Source organism: Bacillus hominis, from assembly GCF_030348325.1.
Classification (GTDB): Bacteria; Bacillota; Bacilli; order Bacillales; family Bacillaceae_G; genus Bacillus_A; species Bacillus_A hominis.
The window spans coordinates 4,599,754-4,626,597 of sequence record NZ_JAUCFS010000005.1 but is presented as its reverse complement, the minus strand read 5'-3'; the positions used below and the strand labels follow the sequence as shown (position 1 = coordinate 4,626,597).

Annotated in this window: 32 protein-coding genes, 1 riboswitch and 1 other annotated feature; of the genes, 22 read left to right on the top strand and 10 right to left on the bottom strand. The window is 34.8% G+C overall.

Annotated elements, in window-relative coordinates:
* Positions 1–111: 111 nt before the first annotated feature.
* From QUF93_RS26760 to QUF93_RS26725, 8 genes are all read left to right on the top strand, one after another.
* Positions 112–912 (top strand): hypothetical protein, encoded by an 801-nt coding sequence (locus QUF93_RS26760; RefSeq protein WP_289375872.1) that lies wholly within the window; start codon positions 112–114, stop codon positions 910–912.
* On the top strand, positions 899–1,543 hold the full coding sequence (locus QUF93_RS26755; protein ID WP_128281879.1) for an ATP-binding cassette domain-containing protein: 645 nt from the start codon (positions 899–901) through the stop codon (positions 1,541–1,543). The genes QUF93_RS26760 and QUF93_RS26755 overlap by 14 nt, the downstream gene beginning before the upstream one ends.
* A gap of 12 nt (positions 1,544–1,555) precedes the next feature.
* Positions 1,556–2,131, top strand: a complete 576-nt coding sequence (locus tag QUF93_RS26750) for a hypothetical protein (protein WP_289360727.1) — start codon at positions 1,556–1,558, stop codon at positions 2,129–2,131.
* A gap of 289 nt (positions 2,132–2,420) precedes the next feature.
* Positions 2,421–2,711, top strand: coding sequence for a winged helix-turn-helix transcriptional regulator (locus QUF93_RS26745; protein WP_289361020.1), 291 nt, complete (start codon positions 2,421–2,423; stop codon positions 2,709–2,711).
* A 48-nt stretch (positions 2,712–2,759) separates the two neighbouring features.
* Complete coding sequence (psiE, locus tag QUF93_RS26740; RefSeq protein ID WP_128281881.1) at positions 2,760–3,179, top strand: phosphate-starvation-inducible protein PsiE; 420 nt, start codon at positions 2,760–2,762, stop codon at positions 3,177–3,179.
* 141 nt (positions 3,180–3,320) lie between these two features.
* Entirely contained in the window at positions 3,321–3,836 is a 516-nt protein-coding gene (speG, locus tag QUF93_RS26735) for a spermidine N1-acetyltransferase (RefSeq protein ID WP_289360726.1), read from the top strand.
* Between the two features lie 185 nt (positions 3,837–4,021).
* Positions 4,022–4,237, top strand: a complete 216-nt coding sequence (locus QUF93_RS26730; RefSeq protein WP_002124114.1) for a DUF3955 domain-containing protein — start codon at positions 4,022–4,024, stop codon at positions 4,235–4,237.
* A 60-nt stretch (positions 4,238–4,297) separates the two neighbouring features.
* Positions 4,298–4,537, top strand: a complete 240-nt coding sequence (locus QUF93_RS26725) for a DUF3947 family protein (RefSeq protein WP_002124116.1) — start codon at positions 4,298–4,300, stop codon at positions 4,535–4,537.
* A 31-nt stretch (positions 4,538–4,568) separates the two neighbouring features.
* Here QUF93_RS26725 and crcB (QUF93_RS26720) read toward each other — a convergent pair whose 3' ends face one another.
* Positions 4,569–4,925: a fluoride efflux transporter CrcB gene (gene crcB / locus QUF93_RS26720; RefSeq protein ID WP_002124117.1), complete on the bottom strand. Its 357-nt coding sequence runs from the start codon at positions 4,923–4,925 to the stop codon at positions 4,569–4,571.
* Complete coding sequence (gene crcB / locus QUF93_RS26715; RefSeq protein ID WP_002124118.1) at positions 4,922–5,326, bottom strand: fluoride efflux transporter CrcB; 405 nt, start codon at positions 5,324–5,326, stop codon at positions 4,922–4,924. The genes crcB (QUF93_RS26720) and crcB (QUF93_RS26715) overlap by 4 nt, the downstream gene beginning before the upstream one ends.
* A gap of 54 nt (positions 5,327–5,380) precedes the next feature.
* Positions 5,381–5,440: riboswitch (Fluoride riboswitch) on the bottom strand.
* A gap of 315 nt (positions 5,441–5,755) precedes the next feature.
* Here crcB (QUF93_RS26715) and QUF93_RS26710 point away from each other — a divergent pair.
* The 4 genes from QUF93_RS26710 (at position 5,756) to tyrS (ending at position 10,300) form a co-directional block, all read left to right on the top strand.
* A complete protein-coding gene (locus QUF93_RS26710) occupies positions 5,756–6,814 on the top strand; it encodes an endonuclease/exonuclease/phosphatase family protein (RefSeq protein WP_289360725.1) in 1,059 nt (352 codons plus the stop codon).
* Between the two features lie 153 nt (positions 6,815–6,967).
* On the top strand, positions 6,968–7,363 hold the full coding sequence (locus QUF93_RS26705; protein WP_002124122.1) for an SET domain-containing protein: 396 nt from the start codon (positions 6,968–6,970) through the stop codon (positions 7,361–7,363).
* Between the two features lie 381 nt (positions 7,364–7,744).
* The gene (murB, locus tag QUF93_RS26700; protein ID WP_002124123.1) at positions 7,745–8,662 is read left to right on the top strand and encodes a UDP-N-acetylmuramate dehydrogenase; all 918 of its coding nucleotides are present in this window, start codon (positions 7,745–7,747) and stop codon (positions 8,660–8,662) included.
* 106 nt (positions 8,663–8,768) lie between these two features.
* Positions 8,769–8,985, top strand: a binding site (T-box leader).
* Positions 8,986–9,037: 52 nt separating this feature from the next.
* On the top strand, positions 9,038–10,300 hold the full coding sequence (tyrS, locus tag QUF93_RS26695) for a tyrosine--tRNA ligase (protein ID WP_289360724.1): 1,263 nt from the start codon (positions 9,038–9,040) through the stop codon (positions 10,298–10,300).
* A gap of 349 nt (positions 10,301–10,649) precedes the next feature.
* On the opposite strand, the gene QUF93_RS26690 is transcribed toward tyrS, so the two are convergent.
* From QUF93_RS26690 to QUF93_RS26680, 3 genes are all read right to left on the bottom strand, one after another.
* Positions 10,650–11,828, bottom strand: a complete 1,179-nt coding sequence (locus QUF93_RS26690; protein ID WP_002124125.1) for an NAD(P)/FAD-dependent oxidoreductase — start codon at positions 11,826–11,828, stop codon at positions 10,650–10,652.
* Between the two features lie 44 nt (positions 11,829–11,872).
* Entirely contained in the window at positions 11,873–12,313 is a 441-nt protein-coding gene (locus QUF93_RS26685) for a DUF1641 domain-containing protein (protein WP_002124127.1), read from the bottom strand.
* Positions 12,314–12,746: 433 nt separating this feature from the next.
* Entirely contained in the window at positions 12,747–13,094 is a 348-nt protein-coding gene (locus tag QUF93_RS26680) for a winged helix-turn-helix transcriptional regulator (RefSeq protein ID WP_002124128.1), read from the bottom strand.
* 393 nt (positions 13,095–13,487) lie between these two features.
* On the opposite strand from QUF93_RS26680, the gene QUF93_RS26675 reads away from it, so the two are divergent.
* From QUF93_RS26675 to QUF93_RS26665, 3 genes are all read left to right on the top strand, one after another.
* Positions 13,488–14,651, top strand: coding sequence for an MFS transporter (locus QUF93_RS26675; protein WP_289361019.1), 1,164 nt, complete (start codon positions 13,488–13,490; stop codon positions 14,649–14,651).
* 16 nt (positions 14,652–14,667) lie between these two features.
* A complete protein-coding gene (locus tag QUF93_RS26670) occupies positions 14,668–15,507 on the top strand; it encodes a glyoxal/methylglyoxal reductase (RefSeq protein ID WP_289360723.1) in 840 nt (279 codons plus the stop codon).
* Between the two features lie 122 nt (positions 15,508–15,629).
* Positions 15,630–16,568 carry a thioester domain-containing protein gene (locus QUF93_RS26665; protein WP_289360722.1) on the top strand — a complete coding sequence of 313 codons (939 nt, stop codon included), beginning with the start codon at positions 15,630–15,632 and terminating at the stop codon, positions 16,566–16,568.
* A 40-nt stretch (positions 16,569–16,608) separates the two neighbouring features.
* On the opposite strand, the gene QUF93_RS26660 is transcribed toward QUF93_RS26665, so the two are convergent.
* On the bottom strand, positions 16,609–17,247 hold the full coding sequence (locus QUF93_RS26660) for an NAD(P)-dependent oxidoreductase (RefSeq protein WP_289360721.1): 639 nt from the start codon (positions 17,245–17,247) through the stop codon (positions 16,609–16,611).
* A gap of 411 nt (positions 17,248–17,658) precedes the next feature.
* Between QUF93_RS26660 and QUF93_RS26655 the strand changes: the two genes are divergently transcribed.
* The 4 genes from QUF93_RS26655 (at position 17,659) to QUF93_RS26640 (ending at position 22,492) form a co-directional block, all read left to right on the top strand.
* Positions 17,659–19,089, top strand: coding sequence for an alanine/glycine:cation symporter family protein (locus QUF93_RS26655; protein ID WP_289360720.1), 1,431 nt, complete (start codon positions 17,659–17,661; stop codon positions 19,087–19,089).
* 302 nt (positions 19,090–19,391) lie between these two features.
* On the top strand, positions 19,392–20,573 hold the full coding sequence (locus QUF93_RS26650; protein WP_289360719.1) for a NupC/NupG family nucleoside CNT transporter: 1,182 nt from the start codon (positions 19,392–19,394) through the stop codon (positions 20,571–20,573).
* A 398-nt stretch (positions 20,574–20,971) separates the two neighbouring features.
* Positions 20,972–22,153 carry a NupC/NupG family nucleoside CNT transporter gene (locus QUF93_RS26645; RefSeq protein WP_289360718.1) on the top strand — a complete coding sequence of 394 codons (1,182 nt, stop codon included), beginning with the start codon at positions 20,972–20,974 and terminating at the stop codon, positions 22,151–22,153.
* Positions 22,154–22,249: 96 nt separating this feature from the next.
* Positions 22,250–22,492 (top strand): hypothetical protein, encoded by a 243-nt coding sequence (locus QUF93_RS26640; protein ID WP_289360717.1) that lies wholly within the window; start codon positions 22,250–22,252, stop codon positions 22,490–22,492.
* A gap of 44 nt (positions 22,493–22,536) precedes the next feature.
* On the opposite strand, the gene QUF93_RS26635 is transcribed toward QUF93_RS26640, so the two are convergent.
* Positions 22,537–23,043 carry a ferritin gene (locus QUF93_RS26635; RefSeq protein WP_000949403.1) on the bottom strand — a complete coding sequence of 169 codons (507 nt, stop codon included), beginning with the start codon at positions 23,041–23,043 and terminating at the stop codon, positions 22,537–22,539.
* Between the two features lie 53 nt (positions 23,044–23,096).
* A complete protein-coding gene (locus tag QUF93_RS26630; RefSeq protein WP_002124144.1) occupies positions 23,097–23,420 on the bottom strand; it encodes a MazG nucleotide pyrophosphohydrolase domain-containing protein in 324 nt (107 codons plus the stop codon).
* 73 nt (positions 23,421–23,493) lie between these two features.
* On the opposite strand from QUF93_RS26630, the gene QUF93_RS26625 reads away from it, so the two are divergent.
* From QUF93_RS26625 to QUF93_RS26615, 3 genes are all read left to right on the top strand, one after another.
* Entirely contained in the window at positions 23,494–24,072 is a 579-nt protein-coding gene (locus QUF93_RS26625) for an LOG family protein (RefSeq protein ID WP_486877389.1), read from the top strand.
* Positions 24,073–24,192: 120 nt separating this feature from the next.
* Positions 24,193–24,474, top strand: a complete 282-nt coding sequence (locus tag QUF93_RS26620) for a hypothetical protein (RefSeq protein WP_002124147.1) — start codon at positions 24,193–24,195, stop codon at positions 24,472–24,474.
* Between the two features lie 419 nt (positions 24,475–24,893).
* Positions 24,894–25,397, top strand: a complete 504-nt coding sequence (locus tag QUF93_RS26615; protein WP_289360716.1) for a DinB family protein — start codon at positions 24,894–24,896, stop codon at positions 25,395–25,397.
* 105 nt (positions 25,398–25,502) lie between these two features.
* Here QUF93_RS26615 and QUF93_RS26610 read toward each other — a convergent pair whose 3' ends face one another.
* Positions 25,503–25,700, bottom strand: a complete 198-nt coding sequence (locus QUF93_RS26610) for a hypothetical protein (RefSeq protein ID WP_000656311.1) — start codon at positions 25,698–25,700, stop codon at positions 25,503–25,505.
* Between the two features lie 431 nt (positions 25,701–26,131).
* Positions 26,132–26,572 (bottom strand): Dps family protein, encoded by a 441-nt coding sequence (locus QUF93_RS26605; protein ID WP_212935585.1) that lies wholly within the window; start codon positions 26,570–26,572, stop codon positions 26,132–26,134.
* Between the last annotated feature and the right edge of the window lie 272 nt (positions 26,573–26,844).

Sequence of the window (26,844 nt, the reverse complement as noted above, 5' to 3'; positions counted from 1 at the left end):
GAATATTTGTTTACATCGGATGGACTTATATAACGGAAGTGATTAATTACGATGAAAAATAGTGTTTTTTATAAATTAGTAAAAAGGGATTTAATATTAAGCATTCATATTATGAAATTAAGATTGATAATAGCATTTATTGTTTATAGTGCATTGGTGGGGGGAGAGGTATTTTTATTAAAGCAATCAACCCAGTATAGAGAGCTACCTTCAAATGCTATAACGGTTCTTGATGTTTTATATGAATTACTAAAAGGGATATCCTTTAAAGAAGTTGAAATGGGGCGATTCCAGCTTCCAGTAACATGGCTTATATTACAATTATCGTATTGCTTTATATTAGGTACTTATGTAAGAGCTGATTTTATACAACAGACACCGTATCTTTTAGCAAGAAAAGTGTCTAGGTATCAAGTGTTGTTTAGCAAGTTTATTAGTACAGGTATATTAGCTATTTGCATAACTGTATTATTTTATATTGCAGTGTTCTTCTGGGGTGGTATTTTTTGTTCGTATCAATTTAACTGGGGAATATATACAGAAAATGTTAACCCTAAAATTTTTAATCACGTAAAAGAAATTATTTTTGTTATAAAAAGCTTTACTTTACAAGTAATAACATCTGTCTTATTAGTTTGGGTTTATTTAATCGTATCTACTAAATTAAAAAGTCTTATTTCATATATGGTGATTATTGTGATTGTTACCATGACTATATTTATACCGGTTATATGTAATCCATTCGATAGTATGTTAATCCGCAAGAATTTATTCTACTTTAATAGTGAACATTTTCTATATTCTATATTCCACTTTCTTTTGTGCGCTTTTTTTCTATGGATAAGTTGTTATTTGGTAGGAAAAACATTTGAATTTGTTAATAGAAAGGATGATTCTGATGATATACATTGAGATTAAGCGTGTTTCTAAAATGCTAAAAGGTAATGTTATTTTAAATGATGTTAATTTAGAATTAGAACAAGGAAAGATTTATGGTTTTAAAGGGAGAAATGGTTCTGGTAAAACAATGTTTTTTAGAGCTTTACTAGGATTGATGAAAATAGATAGTGGTGAAATATTAATCGATAGAAAAATGATTGGTATTGATCATCCGTTTCCTGAAAATACAGGCATTATTATTGAATATCCAGGGTTCATTCCAGACTATACAGGGTTTAAAAACTTAAAAATATTAGCTTCTATTCAAAATAAAATAACGGATAAAACAATTAGTGAAACAATGGAGCTCGTAGGATTAAATCCAGAAGATAAAAGGAAAGTGAAAAAATATTCACTTGGGATGAAACAAAGATTGGGTATAGCGCAAGCAATTATGGAAAACCCTAAGTTATTAATTTTAGATGAACCGACAAACGCTTTAGATGAAGATGGAATTAAGGATATAACTAAAATCTTATTAGGTTTAAAGTCTAAAGGTACAACTATATTAGTTGCGAGTCATGATAGTGAAACGTTAAATTTAATTGCGGACAAAATATTCCTAGTTGAAAATGGTAAAGTATCACTATCTTCAGAGATGTAGAGGGAGAAAGATATGAATAAAAAGCGATATGTTTTTGTGATTATTGGTACACTTTTTATATTAGGAGCATATTGGAGATATCAGGTAGTAAATAATTTTAATAAATCTTATATTGTGAAATCAGAGAATATTAATCTAGGTAAGTCATTTGATACAGATATATTTAAAGTTAGTATTAATTCTTTCAAGAAGCAACGAGTAATTGATGATAACGGAAATAAAGAAATTCATTATGTTTTTGATATTGAGGCAACAAATAACACGCAAACGGAACAAACAATTTTTACAGATTTGCATATATTGGCACCTTTAAAAGGTGCTAACAAGACGAATGGAATGTTTAATGAGAGTACAAAGAAAACAATAGTTTCATGGGAGAGCTTACAAAATCATAAAGGTATTGTAACAATGAAAATGAGAGAAAGCTGGGGAGTTACACTTAATACATCGGTGAAATTAGTATATCTAGGCGAAAAAAATAGTAAGAAAATAAAATACATATTAGATTTACCTAACAATTCAAGGCCTAGTTTACTTGTTGATTTTTGGAATGAGATGAAATCAGATTTTCAGTTAGATGGGTTGTAATACATGATTTATCTCTAATATTAAAAATAATAAATATCCCTGCTGTATTATAAATATGAAAAACATTGTGCAATTCCGCAATTGGAACTTGTATGGTTGCGTTATTTAGTATCTATTGTTGCATTTCTTATTATTGGATTTGTAACAAAAAGTAAAAAAAGAGACCGATTAGGATAAAAATTTTTAAATAGTTTTCACATTCATATGTGGTTAGCGTGGTGTCTCTAGGTAAATAACAAACAAAATGGGCAAACTTATACTTACTTGAGTTTGTCCATTCTATCTTCTAATTAGTTTATATCATTTAACAAGCGGACCGACAAGAACAGGTGAGTTAAAAAAATCGGTAACGGGTATTACACAAAAAATGCTTACTGAACAATTGAAAGAGCTTGAAAAGGATGGGCTTGTATCTAGAAAAGTATACAATCAAGTGCCATCGAAAGTTGAGTATTCCCTTACGGAACAGGGACAATCATTAAAAGAAGTTTCAAAAGTACTTTGCGATTGGGGAAACGACTATATTAAGCAAAGATATCCTAATGGTGAAGTGGTAGTGAAAGAGGTCGATCATATTTAATCTAACTCCGCTCCAATTATAATTTTGCTATAATAAATAAGTATTTACATGAAGGGGAGTGTGGAAGTGAAATTTAATATCGATCATTATATAGCTAGCGTTTTGCAGTGGATATTAAATATAGCTCTAATTATATTATCCATTGTTTTATCTATCTTTTTAATTAATGAGACAATCACGTTTATTCAATACATATTTTCGGCGAAGAAGTATACATCTTATAAATTAGTTGAAAGTATCATCGTCTATTTCTTATACTTCGAGTTTATCGCATTAATTATTAAGTATTTTAAATCGAACTATCATTTCCCATTGCGTTATTTTATTTATATTGGAATTACGGCTTTAATTCGATTGATTATTGTATCTCATGAGGAACCAATGGAGACGTTATTATATGCAGGGTCCATTCTTGTTTTAGTCATTGCTTTATACATATCAAATATGAGAGATTTGAGAAAAGAGTAGTAGTGCGGACTTTTGTTTGTGCTACTTTTTATGTCTTGACCTTCAAGTTACTTGAAAGTTTACAATGTAAATAGGGCGTTTGAAATCGAAAAAAATTGAGAAATTAAGTGAAGAGGTTTCTTTTATTTGGAGGTTATAGGAATGAATCAGGAATTGAAATTACGTCCTTTAGAACGGGAAGATTTAAAGTTTGTACACGAACTTAATAATAACGCACATATTATGTCTTATTGGTTTGAAGAGCCGTATGAGGCATTTGTAGAACTGCAGGATTTATATGATAAACATATACATGATCAAAGTGAACGCCGATTTATCGTTGAAAAAGATAATGAGATGGTTGGATTGGTCGAATTAGTAGAAATCGATTATATTCACCGTAGAACAGAATTCCAAATTATCATTGACCCGAAGTATCAAGGTTATGGATACGCAGCGGAAGCAACGCGTTTGGCGATGGGTTACGCTTTTTCTGTGCTAAATATGCATAAACTCTATTTAGTTGTTGATAAAGAGAATGAAAAGGCTGTACATGTTTATAAAAAGGTTGGGTTTGTAGTTGAAGGTGAGCTGCAAGATGAATTTTTCGTTGATGGTAACTACCATAATGCGATAAGAATGTGTATGTTCCAAAAAGCGTATTTTGGATCGAAATAATTGAGTGAAGAGGCTATAGACAATGATTTGTCTATAGCTTTTTTTATTATGATAAATAGTAAATATTTATTGCAAAACGATAAATAGTTGTTGACTTATAATATTATTGAATTTATTATAATGGTAGTAAGAATAGTGAAAAGGAATACAAATCAATTAATTATGAAATTGAAGGAGAATATATTATGAAAAATAAATATGTATTAGCGGCTAGTCCGATATTTTTAGGAGTGTTATGTATAATAATGTTTAATATAATTGGTTCGGAAGTGAAGATGGATGGAACTTTAGTGGAACCATTTTTCTTAATTCCATTAGCTTATTTATTTGTTTTTACTGGAATTATTGCGATTTTATTCGTGGCTATTTTCTCGATGCTTCGAAAAAAGAAAGCGTGGTAAAACACGTACTATGAAATAGAAACATACAATATGGAAGAAAAATAAAAAGTGAGCTGAATAATGATGAACCATTATTTTTACACTGGAAGACAAGTAGGGCCAGCTATTACATTGGCTGGGGCACAGATGACAATTCAGGCAGTGCATCAGGCCATTCAAATGCAACAACAAGCACAAGTAGAGCAAATGATGCAGAGCCAGTATATGTCGTATTCGCAGCTTCCTGTGCAAAGTATACATTATGATGTGTATCCAGCTGGTTTATTTTCAATTCCATATGGCGTGACATACTTTTTATGAAAAAAAGCGACCGGTAAAAGAGTCGCTTTTTTTATATTCCACCTAACTTCATCCCAAGGAATGCGAATGTGATACCGATTATATAAGTAGCACTTAAATATAGAAGTAGTACGCGATAGTTCTTACGGTTGAAAAGCTGAATGGATTCTAATTTAAACGTTGAAAATGTAGTGAAGGCGCCCATAAATCCTGTGCCTAATAATAATTGCCAACTTGTAGTTATCCCTTTGCCGATTATATATCCGAGTAAAAATGCTCCCGTTATATTAATGAGAAATGTAGCAATGGGAAATGAAGTTTTGTTTCTTTCTTTAAACCAATTACTAATCGCAAATCGTGTAATGGCACCGAAGAATCCACCGACTGCTACTAATAAAGCATTAATCATGATATTTCACCTTCCTCAAGGTGCTTTTGTAGTGAAAGGTCGCCGAGTTTATAGCCGAGGCCAGACATAATTAGACCACCTAGCATGCTGCATAATACATATAAAAATGCGATACCAAAATGTGAATGATTGATTAACTGTATAGTTTCTACGCTGAATGTTGAAAATGTCGTAAATGAACCGATAAACCCGGTTCCAATTCCTGTAATAACTTCGGAGGATAAAATGTTTAACCGAGCGATATAGGTGGTTAGCAAAGCAAGTAAGAAACAACCAATTAAGTTAATCGTTAATGTAGCGAATGGTAATGAATGATGCCAAAGCGTATCGATAGTAAAACCTAAATAATAACGGGAAAGAGCTCCTAATATACCGGCTATGCCAACAATAATATATTTCAATTTCTTCACCTCTCTAATAGTTTACTCAAAAAAAATAGACTCCTACCAGTAGTCATACTGGTAGGAGTCATTAGCTAAATAGCAGTTATGGCGAACTCCATCGCCTATAAGTTCTATTTATAGTGTACTAAATATTATTTTGGATTGCCAATAAATATGTTAATGAGAAGTGTTGAAAGGAGGATCTGTATATTCTTTGAATCTGTAATTTCTCTGATATGTACTGTAATTTCTTCACAAGCTTACCTTATTAAATGTTATGATTGAATTTCAAGATAATTGCTGTGAGAGATATGGAAATTATTTGTTAACTAAATATAATGATATATAGTTTCCCTTGTGGTAAAATATTTCTTGTGTCTTTAATGTATATTGATTTAACTGAAAATACAGAAAAATATTACTTTGTAGAAAAAGGAGTCATGTGTTTTGAAGAAATTTTTAAAAATAGTATTAATATTTATTTTAATAGTGGCCTGTATTCTAGGTGGCTTTTTAGCGTATATGACACTTACAAAAGAACAGCCAGCGAATGTTTTAGACGTAAAGGTTGAAAATAATAAAGAGCGTGTACTGCAGCCAGGAAATGAATTTAAAGTTACAACATTTAATATTGGATACGCTGGATTAGATAAGGACCAAGACTTCTTTATGGACGGTGGAAAAGGATCTGGTTCGAGTAGCAAGGAGCAAACTGAGATGAATTTGAAAAATATGCTTTCATTTTTACAAAATGAGAATAGCGATTTTGCGTTATTGCAAGAAGTTGATATAAAATCCAAACGCTCATTTGATGTAAATGAACATGAGTTTTTGAAAAAAGGATTACCTGAGTATGCTTCGTCATTTGGGAAGAACTACGATACTAAGTGGGTTCCTGTCCCAGTCACAAAGCCGATGGGATATGCTGAGGGAGGATTAAGTACATTTTCTAAATACACAGTTCAAACAGCGAAGAGGTTCCAACTACCAGGAATGGAGCCTTGGCCGAAGCGTTTATTCGATTTAGATCGAGCGATTGTTGAACATAAAATCCCTGTTAATAATGGGAAGTATGTTAGGCTCGTAAACGTACATTTATCTGCTTATGATGAGGGCGGAAAAATTAGAAAGCAACAAGCGGAATATTTAAAAGAATATATGAACAAGTGTTATCAAAATGGTGATTACGTAATATTAGGTGGAGATTGGAACCAGTTACTTTCTAATGTCCAATTAAGCGATCCTAAGTTTGTAAAAGAGCGTCCTGAATGGCTAGTAGAGTTACCAACGGACTTTGCGGACGGAGGATTTCAATGGGCTGTAGATTCTTCTATTATGACGGTAAGGGATGATGTGAAGAAATACGTGGAAGGTGAAAATTTCGTCACTATTATTGATGGTTTTATCGTTTCACCGAATGTTGAAATTGTAAATGTACAAGGCAAAGATTTAAAATTTGAAAATAGTGATCATAACCCAGTGAGCGCGGTATTTAAACTGAAATAATTGATACGCGGGGCTTCATAGAATATTACCTAAAAAGAGTGCAAATAATGTGCTCTTTTTATACTTGGTAGGAATTTAATTGCTTTTCTCCGCGTTTTCTGCCAAGCTTAAGGAGAAAAATACTTCGAAGAAAGAAATATATAGGTGACGAATATGATTGAAGTTAAGACTTCTGAACTTAGTGATGGAGAATTTAATAGAGGTGTATTTGCAACTCGTGATATTGAAAAGGGTGAGTTGATACACTCAGCACCAGTTATCTCTTATCCGAATGAACAGCATGAACACATTGAGAAAACGTTACTTGCTGACTACGCATTTGAGTATGGGGTAAATCATACGGCATTCCTTTTAGGATACGGCATGTTATTTAATCATTCATATAAGCCGAATGCAACGTATGATATTGTCTTTGAGAATCATATGTTTAACTTCTTTGCTTACAAAGATATAAAAGCGGGCGAAGAGATTCTAATCAATTATAATGGTGAAGTTGATGACGATGAGCTATTATGGTTTGATAAGGAAAAAGAAGAGAACGAAAAATAATTTAAAGAGTATAGAAAGGGCACATTCTGTGGGATGTGCTCTTTTTTATTGATGAAAATAAAAAAATACAAAAAATACCACTTTTCTTTCGTATGGTATAGTAAGATATTGAAGGGTATTGCTTTGAAAAACCTATATATTTTACAAATTGTTGTCTATATGGTTACATGTCAAGTTTAGTAGCCCATTTGGGTTGCTTTATTATGCGATATATATTTTAATATGAGTGGAACCTCTTATAATTTAAGAGGTTTATAGGTGTGTTTTATGTACACTTTATCTACCACTTGTGCTTTTTATTTGTAGCGCATTGTTATGTGGGGATATTATGGGCCTGTGGATAGCGGGATAAAAAGATTATAGAAATAGAGGAATCGTAAAATGAATATGCAAGAGGTTTATAAATATTTAAGTACAGTATTGCCTGAAGGTCATGTGAAGCAAGATGAAATGTTAAAGAATCATACGCATATTAAAGTGGGCGGGAAAGCGGATGTGTTCGTTGCTCCTACGAATTATGATGAAATTCAAGAAGTTATAAAGTATGCGAATCAATACAATATTCCAGTTACGTTTTTAGGAAACGGATCTAATGTTATTATTAAAGACGGTGGCCTTCGCGGGATTACAGTAAGTTTAATTCATATTACAGGTGTTACTGTAACAGGGACAACGATTGTTGCGGGGTGTGGTGCAGCAATTATTGATGTGTCACGAATTGCATTGGATCACTGTTTAACAGGACTTGAGTTTGCTTGTGGTATTCCAGGTTCAGTTGGTGGAGCGTTATATATGAATGCTGGTGCATATGGCGGTGAAGTAGCTTATGTATTAACTGAAGCAGTTGTAATGACAGGTGATGGAGAGCTATGCACTTTAACGAAAGATGAATTTGAATTTGGATATCGTAAGAGTGTATTTGCGAACAATCATTATATTATTCTTGAAGCGAAGTTTGAACTTGAAGAAGGTGTGCGTGAAGAAATCAAGGAAAAAATGGATGATTTAACGTTTAAACGTGAATCAAAACAACCGTTAGAGTATCCTTCATGTGGTAGTGTATTTAAGCGTCCACCAAATAATTTTGCGGGTAAACTTATTCAAGAATCAGGACTGCAAGGTAAGCGAATTGGCGGAGTGGAAGTTTCTTTAAAACACGCTGGATTTATGGTGAATGTTGATAACGGAACTGCACAAGATTATATTGATTTAATTCATTTCGTACAAAAAACTGTTGAAGAAAAATTCGGTGTGAAATTAGAGCGAGAAGTAAGGATTATTGGAGAAGATCTACAGTAACCTTTGAATAAAAACGTATAAAAATATGAATTATTTCGGAATAATATTTGGATATTGTTGACAATTTGTTTTCGATTCAATATAATGGCTAATAATTTAACAAATAAAATATACGTTGAAAGAGCCCAGTAGCAGTTTGTCACTGTTATCAAAGAGAGCTAGGGGTTGCTGGAACCTAGCACAAACAAACCTGTGAATTACACTCTGGAGTATCTTAGGTAACGCTAAGCGGAGTAGCAAACGATATTATTGCTAAGAGTGGTATGAATAGCTATGCTATTTATGCAAACTGGGTGGTAACACGGTGAATAATCGTCCCTATGTCATAGACATAGGGACTTTTTTGTTTTTAAAAAATAAAGGGGATGACAAAAGATGAATATTATTGATGAATTAGAATGGCGCGGTGCTGTGAATCAACAGACAGATGAAGAAGGTTTACGTAAGCTAGTAGAAGAGAAAAAGATTTCACTATACTGCGGAGTGGATCCGACTGGTGATAGTATGCATATCGGACATTTGATTCCTTTTATGATGATGAAGAGATTCCAATTAGCTGGTCATCATCCTGTTATTTTAATCGGCGGGGCAACAGGAACAATTGGTGATCCAAGTGGTCGTCAATCAGAGCGCCAATTGCAAACTTTAGAAGTAGTCCAGCATAATGTAGATGCGTTAACAGCGCAAATGAAAAAGCTATTTGATTTCGGCGGGAATAGCGAAGTGAAGATGGTAAATAACTATGACTGGACACATAAAATAAACATTATCGAGTTTTTACGTGATTACGGAAAAAACTTTAGCATAAATAGCATGTTAGCAAAAGATATTGTCGCAAGTCGTTTAGATACAGGAATCTCTTTCACAGAGTTCACGTACCAAATCTTGCAAGCAATGGACTTCCATCATTTATACAAAGAAGAAGATGTTCAATTACAAATCGGTGGTAGTGATCAATGGGGAAATATTACGAGTGGTTTAGATTTAATTCGTAAATTAGAAGGTCATGAGGCGAAAGTATTCGGGCTAACAATTCCGTTATTATTAAAATCGGATGGTACGAAATTTGGTAAATCAGCAGGTGGTGCTATTTGGCTTGATCCGGAAAAGACAACACCGTTTGAATTTTACCAGTTCTGGGTGAATACAGATGACCGTGATGTAATTAAATACTTGAAATACTTTACGTTCTTAACGAAAGAGCGAATTGATGAAGTGGCAGCGAAGGTAGAAACAGAGCCTCATAAACGTGAAGCGCAAAAAGTATTAGCGGAAGAAATGACGAAATTCGTTCATGGAGAAGAGGCATTTTTGCAGGCTGTGAAAATTACAGCAGCTTTATTTAGCGGAGATATTAAATCTTTAACAGCTGATGAAATTGAACAAGGCTTTAAAGAGATGCCGACATTCCAATCTTCAAAAGAGACGAAAAACATTGTAGAGTGGTTAGTTGATTTAGGAATTGAACCTTCTAGACGTCAAGCGCGTGAAGATATTAATAATGGGGCTATATCTATGAATGGTGAAAAAGTAACGGATGTAGGTACTGATGTTACTGTAGAAAATTCATTTGATGGAAGGTTTATTATTATTCGTAAAGGGAAGAAGAACTACAGCTTAGTGGAATTGGGCGAATAGTTCTTGTGAAAGAGTGGAGGTAGGGAAGATAGCTACTTCCGCTCTTTTCATATACACAATTCTGACATAAAAAGTCAGTATATTTTGATAATTAAAGAGGATTATATTATTCTTCTGCCGAATAAATAAATTAGAGAAAATTACGGATAAAGTGAAACTTTAATCAGTGGGGGGGTTGTTTATCCCCACTGATTATTAGCCCACACCAATCGGGCGTTCACGGGCAGCCCGCCTCCCATCTAACTTCTTTGCTCCAGCCGAAATTGTGAGGTGGGAGTTTTACTGCCCGCAAATAGCGGGATAAAAATAGCCCGAACCATGCAGGGCATGATTCGGGCTTATATTCAGATTAGTAAGCTAAGCTGAATAGACCTTTAATGTGTGATAAGTAACGAACGTTACTTGCTTCTTTCATTAATGATGCTGGTAAACCTTTAAGTGGAGTATTGCTTGCTCCGATTGTAGCAACAGCATCTTTACGTCCTAGACTAGCAAGTGTTCCAGAGTTGATAGGTGCGAACTCTTCGAATGCTTTGCCTTCTAGTGCTGCGTATAAGTTGTATCCAATTAACTCACCCATTTGCCAAGCGATTTGTGCAGTTGGTGGGTATGGACGACCGTCTGGAGCGAAGACAACAGCGCTGTCTCCAGCAACGAATACGTCTTTGTGAGAAGTAGATTGTAGGTGTGCATCAACAGTTGCACGTCCACGGTTTACTTCAAGACCTGATTCACCAATTAATGGGTTACCTTGTACGCCGCCAGTCCAAACGAATGTGTTAGCAACGATTTTTTGACCGTCTTTTAAGTCGATTTCATTGCCAGCAACGTTTGTTACAGGAAGACCTGTTAAGAATGTAACACCGCGTGCTTCTAAGCTAGCAGTTGCACGTTCGATTAAGTGGTCTGGTAATACTGGAAGGATTTTTGGACCTGCTTCAACAAGAAGAAGTTTAACTTCTTTTGGATTTACGCCGTGGCTTTTTGCAAGTTTAGGCATAATGTCAGCAAGCTCACCAACTAGCTCAACGCCAGTTAATCCGCCACCACCGATTACGATTGTAGCATCAGCTTCATTTTTCGTTTTAGCGTATTCACGAATACGGTCTTCAACGTGTTTGTAGATTTTGTTTGCATCAGCAGCAGATTTTAATACCATGCTGTTTTCTTCTAGTCCTGGAATACCGAAGTAAGCAGTTTTACTTCCTAAAGCAACTACAAGTGCATCGTAAGATAGCGTAGTGCCACCAGCTAGTTTGATTTCTTTGCTATCAACTGAGAATGACTCAACTGTTGCAATTTTAAGATCGATGTCTTTGCCTTTGAAAAGCTTTGTAAGTGGCATTGCAACTGCTTGCTCAGCAACATTACCAGCTGCAAGGCGGTGTAGTTCAGTGATGATTTGGTGTGTTGGGTATTGGTTGATCACTGTAACTTGTGCTTCTGATTTGCTGTAGTATTTACGTACGTTTAAAGCGGCAAGAAGACCGCCATAACCAGCGCCTAAGATGACAATTTGTTTTGACATAGTATGATATCCCCCGTCTTTACTAATTGTTGTTATAAATTAAATTATTTATTATTACGTTCTGCACTAATTTGAAGATAAGCATTTACAAAGCGGAACATTTTTTGTGCTTGTGGGTCTTTTAATAATTTTAATAGACCAAATAGGCCGATAACTTCGTTGCTTTCATCAGCACGATCTTTCGCTTCGATAGCAGTTGCAGCCATGCTTTTCACTGTATCTTTTACAGGTTCTACAAGCTCTGTAATTGCGCTAACAGTGTCGTTTTTTAATACTTCATCAGTAGCAACAGTTTGAGCGAAGTCATAAGACTTAGTTAAAATGTTAACAAGCTCAGTTAATTTTGGAAGCTGTTCCACTAGTGTAGTTAATGATTCTTGTACCTCAGGTTTTAACAACTGATCAAGTACATCAAGTTGTCCTTGGCTAGCAGAAATTTGTACAGTTTCTTGTTCTGGCTTTGTTTGAGTCATAGTTTCTGGCATCTCCAATTCTCCTTTACGATAGCAATACTCTTATTTTTGATAAGTAAGATAGTAACCGTGTTTTACGAAAGTTTATACAAAGTTTCACAAAACACAATAAAATGCCTTTAAATTTATGACAGCAAGTAAGCTGAAATCATAAATCTAAAACCATAACGTCTTACCTATTATTTATGAACTGTCCGATACATGGCTTGTCCGCATAATGGAAAGTTCCCTTATCGGAAAGTGTATATAATATATATCCTTTATTATATACTATATACACGTATGTTAACATAAAAATGATTCCTAATTATTTGATATTGAGTCTGTAACCTAGTACTGACAAGGCGTGAAAGCGCATAAAATATTTTAGCTATCTTAAAAATGTACATATATATAAATAAAAAAAGGAAAAAATGGACAAATTTATGTTCATTTTTTCCTTTTTTTATTGTTCGTCCTCTGTAATTAGCATCGATGTGTTACCGCCTTTTTCAAGATGGCATTCGCCCCAAGTACAAAGAGAATCGAGAATGGACTCTAAAGACCATCCGTAGTCAGTAAGGGAATATTCTACTTTTGGTGGTACTTGATTGTATACCTTTCTTTGAATAACCCCATCCTCTTCTAATTCACGTAATTGCTGTGTTAACATCTTTTGTGTAATACCAGGCATTAAACGTTTTAGTTCACTCGTTCTTTTTGTGCCTTTTTGTAAATGGCAAAGAATGACGACTTTCCATTTTCCGCCGATGACCTCTAAAGTTGCCTCTACAGGAATGTTGTATTTCTTCATATAAAAATCTCCTCTGATGAATATGGCTTTCAATTTTTCAACGAAAGAAGCTAAATGATGTAAATGTTACTTTTTAGTACCTATAGCACTTTAAAGTACGTACTTTTTATCGTGTTGAATATGTTTCATAATAGCATACGTAAGAGGCAAATGAGTAGTACGGCACTAAAAAGTACCTATGTTACTTTTTAGTGCCTATCGTACTTGAAAGTGCGTTCTTTCAAAAAGGAATGAAACCATTCATAATAGCATTTGTAGAGATTAAATATATTTTTTAGAAGATAAAAAGGCCTTTTTATCATACTATTATGATTGGATTTCTTGTAATAAGGAGGAATTCAATTGAATTCATATACAGTATCTTCTTCGGCTGTTCAAACGAATCGAAGAAGTATGTTTGCTTTATTAGCACTAGCGATTAGTGCATTCGGAATAGGAACGACCGAATTTATTAGTGTCGGTTTATTACCATCTATTTCGGAAGATTTACATGTTTCTGTTACAACAGCGGGTTTAACCGTTTCTTTATATGCGTTAGGGGTAGCGTTTGGTGCCCCAGTGTTAACGTCGTTAACAGCTAGTATGTCGCGAAAGACGTTATTAATGTGGATTATGATTATTTTCATTATCGGTAATGGAATTGCAGCTGTGGCAACAAGTTTCACTGTTTTACTTATCGCGAGGGTTGTATCTGCGTTTGCACACGGCGTTTTTATGTCAATCGGATCCACAATTGCAGCTGCACTCGTACCAGAGAATAAACGTGCTAGCGCGATTGCTTTTATGTTTACTGGTTTAACCGTTGCGACCATTACAGGTGTACCAATTGGAACATTTATTGGGCAACAGTTTGGCTGGAGAGCATCATTTATGGTAATTGTAGTAATTGGAATTGTTGCCTTAATCTCAAACAGTATGCTAATTCCGTCTAATTTAAAAAAGGGGGCGCGAGTATCATTTCGTGATCAATTCAAACTTATTACGAATGGGCGATTATTACTTGTTTTCATCATTACTGCATTAGGATACGGGGGAACATTCGTAACATTTACGTATTTATCTCCGCTATTACAAGAAGTAACAGGATTTAAATCGAGTACCGTTACAATCATTTTGTTAGTGTATGGGGTTGCAATTGCGATTGGCAATATGATTGGCGGGAAGCTATCAAATCATAATCCAATTCGAGCATTATTTTATATGTTTTTCATTCAAGCAATTGTATTATTCGTGCTAACATTTACAGCACCATTTAAAGTAGCAGGGCTGATTACGATTATTTTTATGGGACTATTTGCATTTATGAATGTCCCAGGGTTACAAGTATATGTAGTTATATTGGCTGAGCGCTTTGTTCCGAGTGCAGTTGATATTGCATCGGCAATTAATATTGCAGCGTTTAACGCAGGAATTGCTCTCGGTGCTTATTTAGGCGGTATTGTAACGAACTCGTTAGGGTTACTTCATACAGCTTGGGTAGGCGGCATTATGGTAGTAGGTGCTGTTATTTTAACAGCTTGGAGTACGGCATTAGAAAAAAGAGATCAAGCAAAATAAAAGGAGAGAAAATAAAATGAAACATTTACAAAGTACAACAACATTGCATAACGGTGTAGAAATGCCTTGGTTCGGTTTAGGTGTATTTAAAGTAGAAGATGGACCAGAACTTGTAGAAGCTGTAAAGTCGGCGATTAAAGCAGGATACCGCAGCATCGATACGGCTGCGATTTATGGAAATGAAAAAGCAGTTGGAGAAGGCATTCGCGCTGGTATAAAAGAAGCAGGGATTTCTCGAGAAGATTTATTCATTACTTCAAAAGTGTGGAACGCAGATCAAGGATATGAAACGACACTTGCTGCATATGAAGAGAGCTTAAAAAAATTAGAACTAGATTATTTAGATCTATACCTTGTTCACTGGCCTGTAGAAGGGAAATATAAAGATTCTTGGAGAGCGCTAGAAACACTTTATAAAGAAGGGCGCGCGCGTGCAATTGGCGTAAGTAATTTCCAAATTCATCACCTGCAAGATGTATTGAAAGATGCGGAAATTAAACCGATGATTAACCAAGTGGAATATCACCCTCGTTTAACACAAAAAGAATTACAAGCTTTCTGTAAAGAGCAAGGTATTCAAATGGAAGCATGGTCACCACTTATGCAAGGTCAGTTATTAGATAATGAAACATTACAAGAAATTGCTGATAAATATGGTAAAACAACAGCACAAGTTATTTTACGCTGGGATCTACAAAATGGAGTTGTGACGATTCCAAAATCAACGAAAGAACACCGTATTGTTGCGAATGCTAATATATTTGATTTCGAATTAACAAAAGAAGATATGGAAAAGATTGATGCTTTAAATGAAAACCACCGCGTCGGTCCAGATCCGGATAACTTTGATTTCTAATAGAGGTAAGTTCAAAGAGTGCAAAAAGTTTGCGCTCTTTTTTATTTTGTCTATGCATAAAAAAAATTTCTAACTAAATAATAAACAGTAGTAAATTTGTTATTTTATAAGGGGTTGTAGACATGAATATAAAACGATCGTTCAAGATAATGGCCACTTTTTTGAGTGTTTTATTTGTATTTGCGAACTTATTATTCCCACTTCAAAAAGCATTCGCAGAAGTTATGGACCATACGAAGTATCAAATGGATTGGAGTTACAGTAGGTCAAAGAAGAAACCAATTCGAACAGAGCTTATTAAAACAGCAGATGGAAAAATTGCTTTTTGCTTAAATGTAGATTTAAAATCGCCAAGTGGTCAAGATTTACCTGAAATGGGTAAAGTGGATATTAACGTGTACCGCGTACTATTAAATGGATATCCACAGAAGAGCCCGCAAGAATTGGGTGTTTCTGATTGGAGAGATGCACATTACGCAACGCAGCTTGCGGTGTGGAATGCGTTAAAACAAATTGATATTAATGATTTAGATTTCCGTAATAAAAATGTAGAAAAAGTAACGAAAGATATTGTTGCAAAAGCAAGCGCTAGTGAAGAATTACAAGAAATTACGATGAGTGTAACTCCAACAGAAGAACAAGAAGCAGTATTAAAAGATGAGTTTTTTGAAACTGGTTTATATACAGTGCAAACAAACGCGAAAAGCGGAACATATAAAGTACAGGCAACAGGTGCACCAGAAGGCGCGAAGTTCGTAAATGAAAAAGGTGAAGCGAAAACCGAATTTAATGCGGGAGAGAAATTCCGCATTTTAATTCCGAAACAAACGCCATCGGGTGGATTTAGTTTTAAAGTGTCAGGAAATTTAACGAAATTACAAGGAATTGCACATAAAGGAACACCGACTATTCAAAATGCGGTTGTGTTACTTGAGCGTAGTGAAGAAAAAACAAGTCCAGAGTTAGCGATAAGTTGGAAAAAAGCAAATGGTCATGATAATAAACCAAATAAACCCTATACACCAAATGAACCACATAAATCGAATCAGTATAACAGATGATGAAAAAAGCTCGTAAACACTATGTTTACGAGCTTTTTTATTACTCAGCTTCAGAAACGACTGTGAAGCGTTCGTTTACATGTTTTGGAGTTTCGATTTCATCAAGTGCTGCTACTGCAAAATCTTCGTAACTTACGTAGCTATCACCTTTTGCGTTAACAAGAAGGTTGTCTTTGCCAGCTGTATAAGAGCCAGTGCGTTTTCCTAATGCGAATAGTGCAGAAGGGCTGATGAATGTCCAAGTGATATCGTTTGTTTGTTGCAAGATTTCTAAGTTTTTACCTTGGTTTTGAGCAGTTGCAAGGTATTCATTTGGGAATCCTGGTGTATCAAATACACGTGTTGTTTTTTCTTCGTCTACAAATAAGCTACCAGCGCCGCCAACAACAAGTAATTTCGTATTAGGTGCACCTTTCATAGCTTCAATTAGTACATTTCCTGCATCTACGTGAAGGTGTTCTTGACCTGCTGGAGCGCCGAATGCATTTACAACTACATCAAATGCTCCTAGGTCGTTAGATGTAAGAGCAAATACATCTTTCTCTAAAACCTTTGCATTTTCTTCTGTGATTTTTGCAGCGCTTCTTACGATTGCAGTTACTTCATGTCCGCGATCTAATGCTTCTTTTAAAATGCGACTTCCTGCTTTGCCGCTTGCTCCGATAATTCCGATTTTCATAATGAATCCCTCCAAAGTGTTTTGTTAAAGTGTATATGTGAAAATGAATAAATTTAATGTAATTAGGTTAGTTACAACCCGATGTAACTATTATAGTTACAGTTTTATATTTTTGTCAATGGCGTTGTTTATAAAATTATTTAACACGCTATTTGTAGGTAGTAAGACTTTCTTTTTAAATTTTGGATGAAGCAAAGAAGCTAGATGGGAGATAAATTTCTCATGAAAGTTTTACTTTCTTGTTTTAGTATGTACATTTTTATAAATATAACGTCATTAAACATAACAAATAACACCGTCATGTTAAGAAACCTGACACATGGAAGTAATATCCTGTCGAAAAATGTTGATTTTTGAATATTTTTTAAATATAATTCAATTTATGAAGAAAAAAGGGAGGGGACTAACAGTATGAATATTTTAGAACAATTCGTTTCATCAACGAATACGATTCTTTGGTCATATATTCTTATCGCAATGTTAATTGGTTTAGGGCTTTATTTTTCTATTAAATTGAAATTCGTACAAATTACTCATTTAGGGGAAATGGTTCGATTAATGGGGGATGGATTGACTGGAAAGACACGTAAAAAGGGAAGTGTATCTTCTTTCCAAGCTTTCTGTATGAGTTCAGCAGCTCGTATTGGTATCGGGAACTTAGCTGGTGTAGCACTAGCTATTTCTATGGGAGGACCTGGAGCTGTATTTTGGATGTGGGTTATTGCAATTATCGGGGCGTCTTCAAGTTTCGTAGAAAGTACGCTTGCGCAAATTTATAAAATAAAAGATGGCAGTGGCTTCCGTGGTGGTCCTGCTTATTATATGGAAAAAGGTTTAAATAAACGTTGGATGGGGATCTGGTTCTCTATTCTGATTACAATTAGTTACGGTTTAATTTTCAACTCGGTACAAGCAAATACAGTTACATTAGCGTTTGAAAATGCTTTTGGCATTGAGCGTTATATTGTCGGAATTGCATTAGCTGCATTAGTTGCGGTGATTATTTTTGGTGGTGTAAAAAGTATTGCGCGTATGTCAGAAATGATTGTTCCGCCAATGGCACTTCTTTATATTGCAGTAGCTGTTTTCGTTGTTATTAAAAATTATTATTTAATACCGGATATGTTTACAGAAATTTTTAAAGGTGCATTCGGTTTAGATTCAGCTGTAGGTGGCGGTATCGGTGCTGCGATGAAATATGGTATTCAGCGCGGATTATTTGCGAACGAAGCAGGTATGGGTAGTGCGCCAAACGCGGCAGCAACAGCTGATGTAACGCATCCAGCGAAACAAGGATTTATTCAAACAATCGGAGTTTTAGTAGATACATTCTTAGTATGTACATCAACAGCGTTTATCGTACTATGTTCTGGTGCATATAAGTCAACAAATTTAGAAGGTATTGAATTAACGCAAGTGGCGTTAAGTTCACAAATCGGTTCGTGGGCAAGTAGCTTCTTAGCGATCATCATTTTCTTATTTGCTTTCAGTTCACTTCTAGGAAACTATTATTATGGTGAAACGAATATTGAATTCATTAAACAAAGTAAAACTTGGTTAACAATCTATCGTATTGCGGTAGTTGGAATGGTTCTATTCGGTTCTGTTGCAACGCTTCAAGTCGTATGGAATATGGCAGACTTATTTATGGGTCTAATGGTAATCACAAACTTAATTGCGATTACACTTCTTGGTCGATTTGCGTATGCTGCGTTGGCAGACTACGTAAGACAAAAGAAACAAGGGAAAGATCCGGTATTCAGTGCGGATTCAATCCCAGGTTTGACAAATACAGAGTGCTGGGATAAGCCGGTAGTAGCAGATAAAGAAAAAGCTGTATAATAAAAGAGGAACGAGTATCAAAGAAATTTGATGCTCGTTTTTTTTGTAGTAATAAACTAGGAGGAGAGGTAAAAGACGAACATTAATGAATGTTTTATAATAAAATGTAATTTTTTTAAAGAAAAATGCAGATGTGAGTTGTAATTTGTGTTAGAATGGTTAATGGCTTTAGAATAAGAGATTAGACGACTTTTTATAATCATTTCTATGGTTTTAGGGGTAAATGGAAAGTTCGGTTTATTTCGTATTTCTAATGGTCAGACGTTCAACGTTAATGAAGAGTTAAATGGAGGATTTTATTAATGAAGTTTGTTATGTTTCTTGTAGGATTACTCGTTGTATTCATACTCGGTTTTCTTATAAGTGCCGATCGAAAGAAGATTAAGTATAAACCAATCGTAATCATGCTTGTAATTCAGTTGGTATTATCATATTTCTTATTAAATACGCAAGTTGGTTATATTTTAGTAAAAGGAATTTCTGATGGATTTGGTGCACTTCTTGGATATGCGGAAGCTGGAATCGTTTTCGTATTTGGAGGCCTTGTTAATAAAGGAGAAGTTTCATTCTTCTTAACAGCATTATTACCAATCGTATTCTTTGCTGTATTAATCGGAATTCTACAACACTTTAAGATTTTACCAATATTTATTCGTGCCATTGGTACTTTGTTAAGTAAGGTAAATGGTTTAGGGAAATTAGAATCATACAATGCGGTAGCAGCTGCGATTGTTGGACAAGCAGAAGTATTTATTACAGTAAAAGATCAATTAAGTAAAATCCCAAAACATCGTTTATATACACTATGTGCATCTTCAATGTCGACAGTATCGATGTCGATCGTTGGCTCTTATATGAAAATGATTGAGCCAAAATATGTAGTAACAGCGCTGGTATTAAATTTATTCAGTGGCTTCATTATCATTCATATCATTAACCCGTATGATATTACAGAAGAAGAAGATACATTACAGTTAGAAAATAAGAAAAAGCAGTCATTCTTTGAAATGTTGAGCGAATATATTATGCTTGGTTTCACGATTGCGATTACGGTAGCAGCAATGTTGCTTGGTTTTGTAGCATTAATTACAGCAATCAATAGCTTGTTTGATTCAATGTTCGGTATTACATTCCAAGCTATTTTAGGATATATTTTCTCACCATTAGCATTCGTAATGGGTATCCCGCAATCAGAGATGGTAACAGCGGGACAAATTATGGCAACCAAATTAGTATCAAACGAGTTTGTTGCGATGCTTGATCTAGGAAAAGTAGCTGGCGATTTATCAGCTCGTACAGTTGGGATTCTTTCTGTGTTCCTTGTATCATTTGCGAACTTCTCATCTATCGGAATTATCGCAGGTGCAACGAAAGGGATCGATGAAAACCAATCAAACGTCGTTTCATCATTTGGATTACGACTTGTATACGGTGCGACATTAGTAAGTCTTTTATCGGCGATTATCGTTGGTGTTATGTTATAAAGTGAAACTTTAATCAGTGGGGTTTTACTGCCCGTTAATGCGGGATAAAAAAGGATGGTCCTAGCTCATAGCTAGGGCTATTTTTTATGGTAGATTTTCATAAAAAAACCAATTAATGAGGAATATATTTACATATGAAAATCTTTTAAAATTTATATTGCATTTCGATTAGATAACGCTTACAATTTGATTTGTAGGTGGTATCAATTTCAGACTTTCAATTATGGTAGGAGAGACGAGGCTACCTTTTATAAATTGCAATTTATGTAAACGCTTACTGATTTTAGATAACAGTTGAATAGTATTAGGGATTTAAATTTTTTTAACATCAATGGTCAGACGTCATTCGTTATACGTTATACGACCAATAACTCGTGGGAGAAGTGGAGGATTCACATATGAAAATAGTAATGTTTCTAGTCGGTTTACTTGTAGTGTTTGTACTAGGTTTCCTTATAAGTTCAGATCGTAAGAAAATTAAATATAAACCAATTGCACTTATGCTTGTAATTCAATTGGTACTTGCGTATTTCTTACTAAATACAAAGATCGGATTTGTGTTAGTAAAAGGGATTGCAGATGGCTTTGGCGCTATTTTAAAATTTGCGGAAGCTGGGGTTAATTTCGTATTTGGTGGTCTAGCAAACGATGGACAAGCACCATTCTTCTTAACAGTATTATTACCAATTATTTTCTTAGCGGTACTAATTGGGATTTTACAACATATTAAAATTTTACCGATTATCATTCGTGCAGTCGGTTTCGTATTAAGTAAAATTAACGGTTTAGGAAAATTAGAATCATACAACGCGGTAGCAGCTGCAATTGTTGGTCAAGGTGAAGTATTTATTACAGTAAAAGATCAACTAAGCAAATTACCGAAAAATCGTTTATACACACTTTGTGCATCTTCAATGTCAACAGTATCGATGTCAATCGTCGGTTCTTATATGAAAATGATTGATCCAAAATATGTAGTAACAGCACTTGTACTAAACTTATTCAGTGGATTCATTATCGTTCATATCATTAATCCATATGATGTGAAAGAAGAAGACGATATTTTAGAATTACAAGAAGACAAAAAGCAAACATTCTTTGAAATGTTAGGCGAATATATTATGCTTGGTTTCTCTATCGCTGTAACAGTAGCGGCGATGTTAATCGGTTTCGTAGCATTAATTACAGCAATTAACGGTGTATTCGATTCTATTTTCGGAATCACATTCCAAAGCATTTTAGGATATATCTTCTCACCATTAGCATTCGTAATGGGTATTCCAACATCAGAGATGCTAACAGCAGGACAAATTATGGCAACGAAATTAGTAACGAACGAATTTGTTGCGATGCTTGATCTAGGAAAAGTAGCTGGTGAGTTATCAGCTCGTACAGTAGGTATTTTATCTATCTTCCTTGTATCATTTGCGAACTTCTCATCTATCGGAATTATCGCAGGTGCAACGAAGAGTATCGATGGCAAACAAGCAAACGTTGTATCTTCATTCGGATTAAAACTAGTATACGGTGCAACGTTAGTAAGTATATTATCAGCGATTATCGTTGGGGTTATGCTTTAATAAATAACAAAGAAGTCGTTTATCTCTCACTTAGGGGATGAACGGCTTTTTTGTTTTGGTATGATAAATGTAATAGGGCAGTGAGGGGGAATTAGGTTGAAAGAGCGAGAAAACTTAAAAGAGCTTGATGAGGTTATTGAGAATATTGATAAGTTAACCGAAGAAGATGCTAGAGCATTTTTGAAATTGATCCATGGGTATTTGAGCATAGTAGAAGTGGGGGATAGGGCTTTTACTAGTAGTGACTTTGTTGAGAAGGTTTCAGGTCTTTATAAGAATGATGTGGCTAAGGTTATTAAGCTTAGGGAAGAAAAAAGGAATGAGCTTCAAATGAAATGAAAATAAAAAATCACCTTAATATATGCATTAAGGTGATTAAAATATTATTCAGCCGGAGGCGTAAATGTACGTTTCTCTAATTCAGCATCTAGCATAAACAGTGCGTTTGAATCGCTTGTAATACGTTTTAATTTTTGGATGATGCTATCGAATGAAGCTTCTTCTTCTACTTGCTCGTCAACGAACCATTTTAAGAATGTAATTGTTGCGTGCTCACGCTCATCCCAAGCGATATCAGATAAGTTGTAAATACGCTTTGTTACTTCACGCTCATGCTCAAGTGCTACTTCAAAAGCATTTAATACAGATTCGTATTCGTTATTCGGATTATCAAATCCAGTAATAATAGCGCGCTCGCCGCGGTCATTAATATAGTTGTAAAGTTTCATTGCGTGGAAACGTTCTTCTTCAGCTTGTACAAGGAAAAAGTTAGCGAAACCATCATAGCTCTCCGCTGTACAGTAAGCAGCCATTGCCATATAAGCGTGGGCAGAGTAAAATTCAAAATTCATTTGTTCATTTAGTGCGTCGTGCAATTTTTTAGATAACATAAAATCCCCCTTATTATTGTGACAAGAATATTATACCATAATTGATAATATTCTCATTTGGATGCTTCGAACCTTTTCGAAAGCTTTGTGACGTGTGTTTCCATAATGTCTTGTAAATCCAAATCATATTTTTGTGAAAGAATAATAAGGTTAGATAGTACATCCCCAAGTTCTTCTTTTAGTTCTTGTTTCAACTCTTCTTGTGTTTTTGCTTCTTCATCAGGGCGACCGCGACCAATTTCAATGGCGCGAACAACTCGTGAAACTTCCCCAATTTCTTCAGTTAAGAAATTTAAGCGAATAAAGGAATTATACTGTGACCAGCTTCGTTTTTCGTAAAATTCCTCCACCCATCTTTGAAATGCGACGATATCCATTTCTTCCTCATCCCTTCAATATGTTGTACAATACTCATTGTATCATGACAATATATAGTTTTGGGGTGTAGGGATGAGAAAGATTTGTGTGTTTGCAGGTTCAAATTTAGGGGAAAGACCAGAGTTTAAAGAACAGGCAATAGAGTTAGGGAAAATGTTTGTTGAAAACGATTATGAGCTTGTATACGGTGGTTCATGCGTTGGATTGATGGGAGAAGTAGCGAATGAAGTTCTTCGCTTAGGTGGGCGTGTAACAGGTGTTATGCCGCGCGGTCTATTTCGAGGAGAAATTGTACATACAGGATTAACAGAATTAATTGAAGTAGAAACGATGCACGAACGTAAAGCAAAAATGGCAGAGCTTGCGGATGCTTTCATTGCACTACCAGGCGGATATGGAACTTTTGAAGAACTATTTGAAATTGTATGTTGGTCACAAATTGGTATACATAATAAGCCGGTTGGTTTATTAAACATAAAAGACTTTTACGGACCAATTCTGCAAATGGTTGAACGTGCAGCTGAAGAAGGATTTATGAATCCATCAAATAAAGAGTTGATCGTTTCAGCTGAGACGGCAGATAAACTAATTCATGCAATCCAAAATTATGAGCGTCCTGTTTTGGGGACGAAGTGGAAGCAGCTACCATAGTACATTTTTATAGCGATTTATAGAAACACATGTCTTTTTTATCGTAAAAAGGTGTGTGTTTTTAATTTGGTTAAATATGTTAATCTTGAGATGTAATGTTCTTTGGAAAAGGAGAAATAAATGGAGGAGTTTGTGTATTTACGCCCTGTTTTTAAAAGTATTTTAGCAGCATCTATTCTTGTTATGCTAATTGTTTTAAGACAGAAGAAAGAGCTGATTAATGAGTTTTCTCTTTGGTTTATTTCGATAATTTGTATCGGTGTTTCGGCGATAACACTCTTTATGTCGGGGTTTATCGTTGATGAGTATAATTTAGGTGGAGATTCAGTGTCGTTTGATATGTTTATTGGGATTGTTTTGATCAGTGGTCTGAATTTCGTTATTTACTATAAACGGAAATAACAAGGAAGGCATTCCATATTACTTTGGAATGCCTTTATCATTTTGATTACTTTGTTTTTTTATATAGATTTTGAGGGAAACATGTAAAATCATTTTAAAAAGGCATGTGTTTTTAATTTGGTTAAATATATTGATAGTGAGATGTGAAATTGTTGGAAGAGGGGAAGTAGATGAAGGTATGTTTTGCTGACTTAAAAAAGAACATCTGAATAAAAGGTGAGTAAGGAATTATTGAGTGACATAGAATTGTTCCGTTAAAGGGTCAGATTGTAGAAGATAGCGAATGTTTTTTATGAAGTTAATAGAGGTTTTTTTAATCGAAATCAGAATAAATTTTATAGATGTAATCCTTTGGGGATTTTTAATCAGCTATGTATCATAATCTAATCATTAAAATGAAAATTGGAGGAGAAATGAGCATGGGTCGTTCTGTATTAAAAATGTATAACTACCACTTATGGGCAAATGAAGTTATTTTAAATCGCTTAAAAGAACTACCGCAAGACATTTTCCATAAGGAAGTTAAGAGTGGTTTTTCTTCGGTGGCAAAAGTAATGTCTCACATCTACCTCACAGATTTAGCCTGGTTTGAGATTATTTCTGGTAAAAGCATGAGTGATGCAATGGTACAAACAGACCAATTGAAAGAACAGCTGGAAACAAAAAATATTGAGGAAATGGAAACTAGTTTTTATGAATTATCTAAACGATATAAAGAACTTTTAAGTAGTCAACATGATTATGAAAAAGTGTTTGAGGTTGATAATCCATATGCTGGGCACCTGGATACGACGGTTTCTGAAACAATACTACACGTCGTCACCCACGGAGCATATCACCGTGGGAACATAGCCACAATGTTGCGGCAAATGGGGCATACCTCTGTTATGCAAGATTTTGGACTATTTCTATATTCAAAATGAATTCTTTTTATTTACCATAGAATATGGGTTTTTATGATGTTTTTGGGGACTGCTTTATTAGTGGTTTAAGCTTAATTATGTAATATAGAATAAAGGCATTCCATATTATTTCGGAATGCCTTTATTGTTATTTTTATTTTGTTTTTTATACAGGTACCAGCCACCCCAGCCGCCACCAATCGCTACAACAACGAGGAAAGCATAGTCTTTAACCTCGACACGTATATTGAAAATATTAGCTATAAGTAAGAGAATCCCAACTGTTATTAACGCAAAAAATGCTCTAATTAAGTAGTCTTTCAACTGAACCACTCCCGCCATTTAAGTAGTAAATGATGAATTTGGAAAAGCTTTTGGATCGTTTTTACTAAAGGGTGTTTCCTATATTTTAACATAAAAGAGATTGTAATATATTGATAAAAGTAGGAGAGAGGAGTACTTTTATTGTCGTTATTTGTTGGTAAATCGATATTCTTTTTCGAATCGTTGATATATTGTAAGTTGTGATTGATATATTTGAAAAATCGTTAATATAATTTCATGTATCGTCATACGGGAACATGAAATAGAAAAAAGCGACTCTGAAAGAGCCGCTTCCGCTTTTAATTGATATCCAGCTCCAGCGGCTAGAATCTCCGGTCATTTCGCTCTCTCGCTCGAAGCAAAAAGCGCTTCAAGGTCGAGAGCTCCAATGCCCTGCGATTCTGAACGAGCCGCTTCCGCATTTAAGTCTATTATTGATTCAAGAACGCACGTAGCATCCAAGCGTGTTTTTCTAGTTCTGTGTAGATGCCTAGTAGTAGGTCAGATGTCATTTCGTCGTCAGATTCTTGAGCGATTTCCATGCCTTTTTTCAGTTCGCTTAGCATCATTTCATAGTCTTTCATGATCGCTTCGACCATACCTTCTGCAGTTTCTCCGTAAGCCGCTTCTTGAATAGAAGATAGTTCTAAGTATTCTTTCATTGTTGCTACTGGTTTGCCGCCGATTGCTAAAATACGTTCTGCAATTTCATCGATGTGAGTAGCTGATTCTGTGTAAAGTTCTTCGAATTTCTCGTGTAATGTGAAGAATTGAGGTCCTTTTACGTACCAATGGAAGTTGTGTAGTTTTGTAAATAAAACGCTCCAGTTTGCTACTTGTTTGTTTAATGCTTCGATTACTTGTTTGTTCATTATGATCAATCTCCTTTTGAGTTGTTATGTTATATCAATTACTAATTTATAATTATTATAATCTAGTAATTTGTATAAATCAACCCTTTTGCTGGAATTAATTTGAACAAATTATGAACTGTTGTAAATAAAAATCCCTATTACGGTGAGGTAATAGGGATTTTTAATGATATCTAGCTCCAACGGCTAGAATGTTCGGTGGCTTCGCTTTTTCCTGCGAGGCAAAAAGCACCTCGGAATCAGGAGTTCCAACACCCTCTTGTTCTGAATGA